8 protein-coding genes are annotated in these 11,311 nt (G+C 73.2%); 3 read left to right on the top strand and 5 right to left on the bottom strand.

From position 1 onward, the window contains the following. Nucleotides 1-177: 177 nt before the first annotated feature. The 5 genes from HTZ82_RS13515 to HTZ82_RS13495 all read right to left on the bottom strand — a co-directional run bounded on the left by HTZ82_RS13515 (nucleotide 178) and on the right by HTZ82_RS13495 (nucleotide 6,943). The gene (locus tag HTZ82_RS13515; protein WP_175409601.1) at nucleotides 178-1,014 is read right to left on the bottom strand and encodes an endo alpha-1,4 polygalactosaminidase; all 837 of its coding nucleotides are present in this window, start codon (nucleotides 1,012-1,014) and stop codon (nucleotides 178-180) included. Next, nucleotides 1,011-1,643, bottom strand: a complete 633-nt coding sequence (locus HTZ82_RS13510; RefSeq protein ID WP_175409600.1) for a spherulation-specific family 4 protein — start codon at nucleotides 1,641-1,643, stop codon at nucleotides 1,011-1,013. The genes HTZ82_RS13515 and HTZ82_RS13510 overlap by 4 nt, the downstream gene beginning before the upstream one ends. A 44-nt stretch (nucleotides 1,644-1,687) precedes the next feature. Next, nucleotides 1,688-3,241 (bottom strand): hypothetical protein, encoded by a 1,554-nt coding sequence (locus HTZ82_RS13505; RefSeq protein ID WP_175409599.1) that lies wholly within the window; start codon nucleotides 3,239-3,241, stop codon nucleotides 1,688-1,690. A 7-nt stretch (nucleotides 3,242-3,248) separates the two neighbouring features. After that, on the bottom strand, nucleotides 3,249-4,781 hold the full coding sequence (pelF, locus tag HTZ82_RS13500; protein ID WP_175409598.1) for a GT4 family glycosyltransferase PelF: 1,533 nt from the start codon (nucleotides 4,779-4,781) through the stop codon (nucleotides 3,249-3,251). A 71-nt stretch (nucleotides 4,782-4,852) separates the two neighbouring features. Beyond that, a complete protein-coding gene (locus tag HTZ82_RS13495; protein ID WP_175409597.1) occupies nucleotides 4,853-6,943 on the bottom strand; it encodes a hypothetical protein in 2,091 nt (696 codons plus the stop codon). A gap of 331 nt (nucleotides 6,944-7,274) precedes the next feature. Between HTZ82_RS13495 and HTZ82_RS13490 the strand changes: the two genes are divergently transcribed. The 3 genes from HTZ82_RS13490 to HTZ82_RS13480 all read left to right on the top strand — a co-directional run. After that, nucleotides 7,275-8,801: a leucyl aminopeptidase gene (locus tag HTZ82_RS13490; RefSeq protein WP_175409596.1), complete on the top strand. Its 1,527-nt coding sequence runs from the start codon at nucleotides 7,275-7,277 to the stop codon at nucleotides 8,799-8,801. 417 nt (nucleotides 8,802-9,218) lie between these two features. After that, nucleotides 9,219-10,607: a dihydrolipoyl dehydrogenase gene (gene lpdA, locus HTZ82_RS13485; RefSeq protein WP_175409595.1), complete on the top strand. Its 1,389-nt coding sequence runs from the start codon at nucleotides 9,219-9,221 to the stop codon at nucleotides 10,605-10,607. 59 nt (nucleotides 10,608-10,666) lie between these two features. Next, nucleotides 10,667-11,311: biotin/lipoyl-containing protein (locus tag HTZ82_RS13480; RefSeq protein ID WP_302852229.1), on the top strand; the 645-nt coding region annotated here is incomplete at its 3' end.

Raw genomic sequence — 11,311 nt, 5'->3', positions numbered from 1 at the left:
CCCCACCCCGCCCCTTCCCGAATCGGGGGCTCCGCCCCCGAACCCCCGCTCCTCAATCGCCGGAGGGGCTCAATGTGAGCCCCTCCGGCGATTGAGGACAAGCGCCGTTCAGGCGCGACAGGGGGTCTGGGGGCAGAGCCCCCAGTCCGGGAAGGGGCGGGGTGGGGTGGGGAAAAATCAGCAGGGCTTGCGCCAGGCGCCGAGGTCGTAATTCTTCCGTATCGAGCTCATCCCCGTCCGCCGCGCCTGCGGGCAGAACGCCCCCGTCGGCAGCTCGTACTCGACGTGGAGGACCGCCTTGCCCCCGTCCAGGAACGGCCGCAGCGCGTCGCACTCGTCGTACTGGGCGCACTGCTCGTTGACCGCGAAGTCGAAGTCGCCGACGAGTTCGGGGATCTGGTCGAGGTCGTTCTTCAGGGCCACGGACATGCCGCGCTCGTGGGCGAGGCGGGCGACGAGGCGGTTGTAGCGGAGCTGGTCGGCGGGTGTCAGCGGGAAGCCGGTGTCGTTGGCGTAGCCGTCCATGTTGTCCGGCTCGACCGCGTCGAAGCCCTTGGCGCGGCACATGTCGATGCGGGCGGCCATCAGGGGTTCGAGTACGTCGGTGCGGCGGATGTCGAGCCAGCGCTCGCCCTCCCAGCCGTTGCCCTTGCCGAGGACGGACCGCGGGAACTTCGCCGCGTCGGGGCGGAAGTCCTCCCAGGCGCCGGTGGACAGGTAACAGATCACCTTGCGGCCGCGCCGGTGCAGATCGGCGACCGTGGCGGCCGAGTGGTCGAAACCGTCGATGTCGTACACGGGGACGTCCACGGTCGGGTCGAGCGTGCCGCTGAGCTGCCACTGCCAGGGCTGCCCGGGGACGGGCCGCCACGGCTCCTTGGAGGAGGCGCTCGGCGTGGGCGTGGTGGAGGGCGGTGCCGGGTCGTCGTCGGGGGTGGCGGTGCAGCCGGCCAGCAGCAGGGCCAGGGCGGCGGCCGCGGCCACGGCGGCGGGCGGGAGGGGCGGGCGTCTCATCCGTGGTGCTCCAGGACGTGCGGGAGGGTTCCCCAGGGGTGTGCCCCGTCGCCGGGTACGGCGCACCGGACGGGCGCGGTGAGGCGGGCGTCCGGGGGCGCCGCGTACACCAGATGGCAGTGGTGCCCGGCGGGCGCGTCCTCCGCCAGGGCGCGGTAGGTGTCCCAGGGGCCCTCGAAGGTGACCAGCAGGTCGGCCAGTTCGGTGTACGAGGGGTGGGGCGGCGCCCCGTGGTTGAGGACGAGCGTGGTGGCGCCCGCGGCCCGCGCGGCCACCGCGAGGCGCCCGTAGTGGGCGAGGAGTCCGGGCCCGGTGGCCGCCTGGTCGAGGAACGCGCCGTCCGTGCCGTACCAGTCGCGGTGGCGCAGCAGGTCCCGTACGACCTGGGCGTGCGGGCGGCGGCCGTAGTCGGTGTCGGCGTAGCCGAGCACCCGGACTCCCCCAGAGGGGGCACCCCCAGCGGCGCGCAGCCGGGCGGCGACGGACGCGAACGCCGGGTCGGGGGCATCGCCGGGGCCGTTGGCGGGGTTGAGGACGACGCCGTAGAGGAGGGGCGCTGCGGCGATCAGCGTGTCCCATTCGGCGGGGCGGTGGTCGGGGTGCTCGTAGTACGGCACCAGCAGGCTCATGCGGGGTGGTCCTTCAAGGGGAGCGGTGGGTCAGTAGCGGTGGGTCAGTAGCGGTGGGCCGTGGCGCGGCCGAGCAGGACGCCGCACAGCACGGCGAGCACCGCCGCCGCGGCGCCCGCCACGCACACGCCCACCGTGCGCGGGTCCCCGGCGCCCGCGGCCAGCGCCCCGGTCTGCGCGGCGGCGGCCAGGGCGCACACGGCGGCCGCGCCGGTCACCGCCCCGAAGGACTGCAGCAGCAGGGCCGTCCACAGCACCGCGCCGATCAGCAGCAGCGTCACCAGGCGCAGCCCGCCCAGCGGCGGCGCCCCGGGGATGAGCGCGGTCCCGGCGGCGGCCAGCACCAGCAGCACCGTCAGATAGCCGCCGAGGCACAGCACGAGCGTCCCGCCCGTGGCCCGCCGGAAGGCGCCCGCGCTCCGGGCGGCCCGCAGCCCGGCGAGGCTCTCGCTGCGGAACCGGTAGAGCAGCCACTCGGCGGGCCCCATGGACAGCGTGAGCGCCACCGCCGACGGGGCCGCGACAGCGGCGGCCGGGCCGTACGCGAGGACGTCGCCGATCGCCGTGTACAGCACCAGCAGTCCGGTGCCGAGCCCGAACAGGCCGTACGGGAGGGAGGCGGTGAGCCGTGGCACGGCCCGGGCCCCTGTACTCGCCCCGGCTCCACCGCCCGGAGCGCCCAGGCCCCCGGGCGCTCCGGGCGCGGTCTCGACGGCGAGGGCACGGGCGGCGAGCCCCATGGCGGCCGCCAGGGAGAGGAGCAGCAGGCCGGTCCGTACGGGAAGGGGCGGCGCCGTCCACAGCACCGGCAGGGCCCCGGCGGTGAGCGGCAGCAGCGCACCGAACAGGGCCTTCTCACGGTCCAGGACGAGCAGCACGGTCGCGGCCGCCAGGTACAGGGACTGCCCGGCGGCGAACGCGACGGCGCCCCACTGGCCCGGCTGGGCGGCGCCCACGGCGACGAGCGCCCCGATGAGCGCGCCGAGCGGCGCCCCGGCGAGCAGCGTCCGGGCGGCGGCCGCCCGGTCGCCGAGGCCGAGCCAGGCGTACGCGCGGTGGGACAGGGCCTGGTTCCACACCCACCCGGCGATGGCGCCGGCGAGCAGCGGCACCGTACCGGCGGGCAGCCCGAATCCGCCGGGCGGGCCGGCCAGCAGGGGTGCCCCGATGACGTACGCGAGGCCGGGGAGCGCGAAGACGAGGCCGCGCAGGAGGCAGCCGCCGAGGCGGGTGTGCCAGGGGTCGGTGGGCGGGCCGGCGGGTTCGGGGTAGCGGCGCTCCACGCGCGCGTAGAGGTCCTCGGCGAGGGCGAAGGAGTCCTGGCGGCCGTAGGTGAGGCGGATGTGGTCGTCGGTCATGCCGTCGGATTCGAGGACGGCGGCTATCTCGTCGGCGTGGACGGCCTGCGCTATCACGTCTTCCAGGCGCGTGGTGAGTTCGTCGACCGGGTCGGCCGCGACAGCCCAGGCGGGGCGCCGGCGGGGCGCCTTGGGGACGCGGGTGAGGGTGTCGCTGCCGGTGCCGCCGAAGCCGCCGGGGCTGCCAGAGCCACCAGGGCCACCGGTGCCGGGCGGGGTGAGCCAGAGGGAGCCGCTCATGAGGCGGTCACACCGTCCCTTCGGTGGCGAGCTCGCGCATCCACGGGTCGGTGATGCGGAGTTGGAGCGTCCAGTCGCCGGTCTCGACGGTCTCGGGCTCGGGCTGGGGTTCGGGGAAGCCGGCGAGTTCGAGGTAGATGCGCCGGAACCCGTCCACGGAGCGGCGCAGCGTGAACTGGTCGATGACCCGCTGCCGGGCGCGGCGGCCGAGTGCGGCGCGCCGCGCGTCGTCGCGGAGCAGGGTGAGGACGGCCTCGGCCATGACGGCGGGTTCGCGGGGCGGCACGACGAGGCCGGTGTCGCCGATGGCTTCGCGGACGCCTCCGACGTCGGTGGAGACGGTGGCGCGGCCGCAGGACATGGCTTCGATGAGGGAGAAGGGGAAGCCCTCGCTGATGGAGGAGAGCATCACGAGGTTTCCGGCGGCGTAGGCGCGGGCGACGTCGTCGACGCGGCCCTCGTAGCTGATGCCGTCGGTGACGCCGAGGTCGGCGGCGAGTTTCTCCAGGCGGTCGCGGTAGTCCTCGTTGCCGTCCGGGACGGGGCCGAAGAGGCGCAGCCGCAGCTCGGGGAGTTCGGCGCGGGCGATGGCATAGGCCCGGACGAGGGTTTCGAGGTCCTTGATGGGGTCGATGCGGCCGCACCAGCTGAGCGTCGGGGTCTCGGGCTCGGGGCCCGCGAGCGGGAAGGCGTGCGGATCGACGCCGTTGTAGACGGTGCGGATGCGGTCGGCGGGCGCGCCGCCGCGCTCTTCCCAGCGCCGGTTGTACTGGTTGCAGGGGGTGATGAGGTCGGCTTTGCGGTAGCCGAGCGAGTTGAGTTCGCGGTAGAAGCCGAGGATGAGGGCCTTGATGGGCCAGCGCTGGGCTTCGGTGCGGTAGCCGAGGTAGCGCTCCCGCAGGTAGATGCCGTGTTCGGTGAGCAGGAACGGTACGCCGTCGAAGTGCTGGGCGGCGAGGGCGGGCAGGGTGGCGAGGCCGCTGGAGACGGCGTGCGCGACGCAGTCGCCGGGTATGCGGGCGCCGAGCGGGCGCAGGGCGTGTTCGATGAGGTCGGTGGCGGTCAGTGCGTCGTGGACGGTGGGGCGTGCGGCGGCGGTCTCCAGGTGCGGCATGGTCCAGATCCACATGAGGGACCGCAGGGCGGCCTCGGAGCGCAGGGCCGCCGACAGCCGTCCGCGCCGCGCGAGTTCGGCGAGGCCGTAGAGGCCTTCGGCGAAGTGGGCGCGGGGCGCGGACGGGTCGAGGACGGCGAGGAGAAACCTTTCGTACGTGTCGATGAAGCGGCGTTTCTCACGGCCGAAGAGGGGGCGGGAGCGGCCGGGGGCCGGGCCCCACAGGGGGTACGAGGTGTGCCGGTACAGGTTGGGCGGCAGCTGCCAGGTGACCGGTTCGCGGCCGCTGCCGGTGAGGGCGAGGACCTGGAAGTCGACTTCGGGCATGCCGCGGACGAGCTGGTCGCACCAGGTGCTCACCCCTCCGTGGACGTGCGGGTAGGTGCCTTCGGTGAGCAGCGTGACATGGCGGCCGCGCTCAAGCATCGAATGTTCCCCCGGTGTGGATGGTCAGGCCGGTACGGAAGGACGTTACGGGCGGTCGGTCGTACCAGTGGTCAGGTGGTGCTCGCCGGCAGCGTGAGGGTCAGGGCGGTCTGGAGCACGCCCGGAGTGTCCCAGCCGGAACGGGCGCCCGCGTAGGGCGTACCGAACGTGGTGGATCCGAGCAGTGTGCGCTTGCGCGTGCCCTCGGGCGCGGTGACGGGGACGCTCACGCCCGTCGGCGCCTTGATCGTGACGGTGTTCCCGACGCGGTACGCGGTGACCTTGCCTTCCGCGACGGCGCGGTCCCAGGCGGCGCGGCGCCGGAGTTCCGTACCGATGTCGCGGTGGCGGGGGTTGACCAGGGGGGTGTTGTCCGCGAAGAGGGCGCGGTAGTCGGCGAGGACGCGGTCGAGCACGGGGTAGAGGAGGCGCTCCTCGGCGAGGTTGGACTGGTGGACGTAGTGCGGGCGCGGGTCGCCGGAGACGATGTGGCCGAGGGCGATGCGGGCCTCCTGCGGGACGATGTACGACGCGTAGCCGGTGGCCGTGTCGAGGGGCGCGTCGAGGCATGTGGAGGCGGGGTCGGTGGCGCAGACGCCGCTGCCGCCGTCGGACGCGCGGGTGTAGATCCAGTTGTACTCGTCGGTCATCTCGGCGGCCGTGCCGACGTTGTAGTACACGTTCATGGGGTGGCGGGGCACGGTGAGGGCGGTGCCGACGGGGCGCTGGGCGGGTTCGCGGGAGTTGTCGCTGCCGATCCAGCGGACGCCGTTGTCGGCGAGGGCCCCGGCGAGGTTCGGGTTGTCCTGCGGCTGCTGCGGGAGGGTCGCGAGGCCGGAGTGCTCGCCGGTGACGAGTTCGGCGCGGTCGACGGCGAGGCCCTTGCCGACGGCCCAGGCGTGGTTGTCGCGGATCTGCGCGGAGATGAAGGAGCGGCTCTGCCACACCGTGTTGCCTTCGGCGTCGCGGGCGCACCGCCACGGGACGGTGGAGGTGTCCTGGACGCAGCCGAGGAACGGGTGCGTGTAGGTGTGGTTGACCCAGCGGTACTGGCTCTTGTCGGCGAGTAGCCGGTCGGTGAGGGGGTCGCTGCCGCCGTGTTCGGCCTTCCACTCCTCGCCGGCGCCCGCGTTGTAGACCATGTCGAGTGTGAAGCCGGCGGTGCGCTGCCACTGGGCGGCGTACTGGGCGTCGGCGGCGGTCATGCGGATGGGCGCGGTGCCCTCGCCGTCGCCGTCGGCGCAGTCGAAGTCGCCGGGTGTGCAGTTGCGTTCGGTGTCCCAGCGGGAGTCGGGGGCGAAGACGTCGTCGACGTGGACGGCGAAGTGGTAGCGGCTCTGTCCGAGGTGGACGCCCTGGGTGAGCCATTCGACGATGCCGCGGGCGAGGGCGCGGAACTGCCGCTGGTGCTGGTTGTAGGCGAAGGTGACGACGAGTTCGCGGCGGCCGTCGTGGGCGTACTCGCCGAGGAGGCTGGCGCGGCCGCCGCCGTCGACGGGCAGGTCGAGGTAGCTGGTGTAGCCGTCGCGTGGGCGGCCTGCGTAGCCGTAGCTCTCGGAGACCGCCGGGTCGTTGTCCTCGAAGGCGAGCGGCCCGTCGAGGTAGCCGAAGGGGCCTGAGCGTCCGGCGGTGGTCACGGACGTCCGCCGTCCGTCGAGTACACCGGAGAAGCCTCCGTCGCTGGTGTAGTCGAGGCCGACACCGGGGTGGGCCCAGGTGTAGGCGTCGACCTGCGGGATGCCGTACGTCTTCTCGTACGCGGTGAGGGCGGCGCGCTCGGCTTCGGTGAGGCCGTGGGGGGACTCGTCGGGCAGGATCACGCCCTGGTACTTGGCGCGGGGGCGGCCGTCGGCGGTGTCGGCGAGGAACGCGGCGTCGATGACGGGCCGGTGCGGGTCGCCGAGGGCGATCCGGCGGTACGGGACGCCGGAACCGCGCAGTTCGGATGTGAGGGCCGCGACGGCGCCGCCGCCGTCGTCGACGACGAGGACGGTGAGGTCGACGCGCGGTGTGGTCGCGGCGGCCGCGGCGGCCGCGGTGCCGGCCGTGCCGGGAGCGGCGGGCGCGGCGGCCGCGGTGGAGGCCGGGACGGCGGTGGTGAGCAGGGCCGCGGCGAGCAGTGCTCCGGCCGATCTCCCGGCGTGGGCGCGGTGGTTGCGCATGGTCGTTCCCCCCTGACGGGTACTCCCGAGGGATGTGCCCGCATCGGGAGGATCTGTGGAGATGATGCAAACGGGTACGTCGCTGCCTTGCGCGATTGCTCGGAGTGTGACGCAGCTCTCATCCGCTGATCCGCAAAACATGAAAGAGACGCCACGGACGAGTGAATGGCCGCCCCCCTGAGCGAGAACCCCCTCCGCGCGTAGGCTCAGTGCTGACGCCCCGAACGGGCCGGGCCGTGGCGCTCCGACGGGCGGAACTACGATGCGGCGGGCACGGTCGGCCCACCCCATCGACCGCGAAAGAACTCAACGGAAGCGAGATTTCACCACCGTGACTGCTCTCACTCTCAGCACCGCCGGCGCCGCGACGCTGCGCGCCGACGCCCTCGTGGTCGGTGTCGCCAAGGCGGCGGAAGGCGGCAAGGGGCTCGTCGTCGCGCCCGGCGCCGAGGCCGTGGACGCGGCGTTCGACGGAAAGCTCGCCACCGTCCTGGAGACCCTCGGCGCGTCCGGTGCCGAGGGTGAGGTGACCAAGGTGCCCTCGCCCGACGGCGTGAAGGCCCCCGTCGTGCTCGCGGTCGGCCTCGGCACCGCCCCCGAGAAGGACGAGGCGTACGACACCGAGCGGCTGCGCCGCGCCGCCGGTGCCGCCGCCCGCGCCCTGACCGGTACGAAGAAGGCCGCGTTCGCGCTGCCCGTCGGGGCCGTCGAGGACGCCGAGGCCGTCGCGGAGGGCGCGCTGCTCGGCGCGTACGCCTTCACCGCGTACCAGGAGAAGGCCAAGGGCAAGGACGCCAAGGGCCCGCTCGCGGAGGTCGCCCTGCTCGGCGGGAAGCCGCGCGACAAGGCGTACAAGGCGGCCGCCGAGCGCGCCCTCGTGCTGACCGAGGAGCTCAACCGCGCCCGCGACCTCGTCAACACCCCGCCGAACGACCTCACCCCCGAGGCCTTCGCCGCCGTCGCCGCCGCGGCCGGCAAGGAGAACGGCATCAAGGTGCAGGTCCTCGACGAGAAGGCGCTCGCCAAGGGCGGCTACGGCGGCATCCTCGGCGTCGGCGCCGGCTCGGAGAACCCGCCGCGCCTGGTGAAGCTGGCCTACACGCACCCGGACGCGGAGAAGTCCCTGGCCCTGGTCGGCAAGGGCATCACCTACGACTCGGGCGGCATCTCCCTGAAGCCGGCAGGCCACAACGAGACGATGAAGTGCGACATGGCCGGCGCCGCCGCCGTGTTCGCCGCCGTCGTCGCCGTCGCCCGCCTGGGCCTGCCGGTCAACGTCACCGGCTGGCTGGCGCTCGCCGAGAACATGCCGTCCGGCTCCGCGACCCGCCCGGGCGACGTGCTGCGCATGTACAGCGGCAAGACCGTCGAGGTGCTGAACACGGACGCCGAGGGCCGGCTCGTGCTGGCCGACGCGCTGACCCGCGCGTCGGAGGAGAACCCGGACGCGATCGTCGACGTGGCGACGCTGACCGGCGCGATGGTGCTGGCGCTCGGCAACCGTACGTTCGGCATCATGGCGAACGACGACGCGTTCCGTACCGCGCTGCACGAGATCGCCGAGGAGGCCGGCGAGCAGTCCTGGCCGATGCCGCTCCCCGCCGAGCTGCGCAAGGGCATGGACTCGCCGACCGCCGACATCGCCAACATGGGTGAGCGGATGGGCGGCGGCCTGGTGGCCGGCCTGTTCCTGAAGGAGTTCGTCGGCGAGGGCATCACCTGGGCGCACCTCGACATCGCGGGCCCCGCGTTCAACGAGAGCGGCCCGTTCGGCTACACCCCGAAGGGCGGCACCGGCTCGTCGGTGCGCACCCTGGTGAAGCTGGCGGAGCGCACCGCCGCGGGCGACCTGGGCTGAGCCGGCCGCCCGGCCGGACCCGCCCGCCCCGGGGAGGGATGCCGGACCGTCACGCGACGGTCCGGCAGCTTGGGGCGCGGCGGCCGCGGCCGGGCACGCCGTCCCGCCGTCCCGCCGTCCCGCCGTACGGTCGTACGGCTTGTTGCGAAGGCCCCGGACGTCACCCGTCCGGGGCCTTCGCCGTTCCGTTCGCTCTCGACGAAATCCGTACGTTCGTACGCAGCCGCGACCTCGGGCGGTGGATCTTCCTCCGTCTCAGGAACCGGCCCCGCGTCCCGTACCGCGGCGACTAGTGCGAAGATGGGTGACCGGCAGGACAGGGCCCCCACCACAGGGCCGACATCGACAGCGGCCGAACACCAGCCGCCGCAGGTCATCGAGGACCGGCGACCGGCGCACATGCATGGAGGACGTGACGTGGCGAACGACGCCAGCACCGTTTTCGACCTAGTGATCCTCGGCGGTGGTAGTGGCGGCTATGCCGCGGCCCTGCGAGGTGCGCAGCTGGGCCTGGACGTCGCACTGATCGAGAAGAACAAGCTCGGCGGCACCTGCCTGCACAACGGCTGCATCCCCACGAAGGCCCTGCTCCACGCCGGTGAGATCGCGGACCAGGCCCGTGAGGCGGACCAGTTCGGCGTCAAGACGGTCTTCGAGGGCATCGACATCAAGGCCGTCCACAAGTACAAGGACGACGTGATCTCGGGCCTGTACAAGGGCCTGCAGGGTCTGGTCGCCTCGCGCAAGGTGACCTACATCGAGGGCGAGGGCCGGCTGTCCTCGCCCACCTCCGTCGATGTGAACGGCCAGCGCGTCGAGGGCCGGCACGTCCTCCTCGCCACCGGCTCCGTGCCGAAGTCGCTGCCCGGCCTGGAGATCGACGGCAACCGCATCCTGTCGTCGGACCACGCGCTGACCCTCGACCGGGTCCCGGAGTCCGCGATCATCCTGGGCGGCGGCGTCATCGGCGTCGAGTTCGCGTCCGCCTGGAAGTCCTTCGGCGCCGACGTCACGATCATCGAGGGCCTGAAGCACCTCGTCCCGGCCGAGGACGAGAACAGCTCGAAGCTTCTGGAGCGCGCCTTCCGCAAGCGCGGCATCAAGTTCAACCTCGGCACGTTCTTCCAGCAGGCCGAGTACACCGACAGCGGTGTGAAGGTCACCCTGGCGGACGGCAAGACCTTCGAGGCCGAGGTGCTGCTCGTCGCCATCGGCCGCGGCCCGGTCTCGCAGGGGCTCGGTTACGAGGAGCAGGGCGTCGCCATGGAGCGCGGCCACGTCCTGGTCGACGAGTACATGCGCACCAACGTGCCGACGATCTCGGCCGTGGGCGACCTCGTCCCCACGCTCCAGCTCGCGCACGTCGGCTTCGCCGAGGGCATCCTGGTGGCGGAGCGGCTGGCCGGTCTCAAGCCGGTGCCGATCGACTACGACGGCGTGCCCCGGGTGACGTACTGCCACCCGGAGGTCGCCTCCGTGGGCATCTCCGAGGCGAAGGCCAAGGAGATCTACGGCGCGGACAAGGTCGTCGCTCTGAAGTACAACCTCGCGGGCAACGGCAAGAGCAAGATCCTCAAGACCGCGGGCGAGATCAAGCTCGTCCAGGTCAAGGACGGTGCCGTGGTCGGCGTCCACATGGTCGGTGACCGCATGGGCGAGCAGGTCGGCGAAGCCCAGCTGATCTACAACTGGGAGGCGCTGCCGGCCGAGGTGGCCCAGCTCGTCCACGCCCACCCGACGCAGAACGAGGCGCTCGGCGAGGCCCACCTGGCCCTCGCCGGCAAGCCCCTCCACTCCCACGACTGACGCACCAGTCACCGGGCGCGACCACTTACCGCACAGATCTGTTAGGAGCAAGTGAAACCATGCCGGTTTCCGTAACCCTGCCGGCGCTCGGCGAGAGCGTCACCGAGGGCACCGTGACCCGCTGGCTCAAGGCCGAGGGTGAGCGTGTCGAGGCCGACGAGCCGCTGCTCGAGGTCTCCACCGACAAGGTCGACACCGAGATCCCCGCCCCCGCCTCGGGCATCCTGTCCAACATCAAGGTCGCCGAGGACGAGACCGTCGAGGTCGGCGCCGAGCTGGCCGTCATCGACGACGGTACGGGCGCCCCCGCGGCCGCCCCTGCCTCGGCCGCCGCCGAGGCCCCCGCTCCCGCTCCGGCTCCGGCTCCGGCTCCGGCTCCGGCTCCGGCCGAGGCTCCCGCCCCGGCTCCCGCCGCTGCCGCCGAGGCTCCGGCCGCTCCGGCGCCGGCCCCGGCCGCCGAGGCCCCTGCCGCCCCGGCCGGTGGTGCCCAGGGCACCGACGTCGTCCTGCCCGCGCTGGGCGAGTCGGTGACCGAGGGCACCGTCACGCGCTGGCTGAAGCAGGTCGGCGAGTCCGTCGAGGCCGACGAGCCGCTGCTGGAGGTGTCGACGGACAAGGTCGACACCGAGATCCCGGCCCCGGCGTCCGGTGTCCTCCTGGAGATCGTCGTCAACGAGGACGAGACCGCCGAGGTCGGCGCCAAG

The organism is Streptomyces sp. TRM64462, from assembly GCF_013362995.1.
Classification (GTDB): Bacteria; Actinomycetota; Actinomycetes; order Streptomycetales; family Streptomycetaceae; genus Streptomyces.
This window is presented reverse-complemented; position numbering and strand designations above follow the sequence as displayed.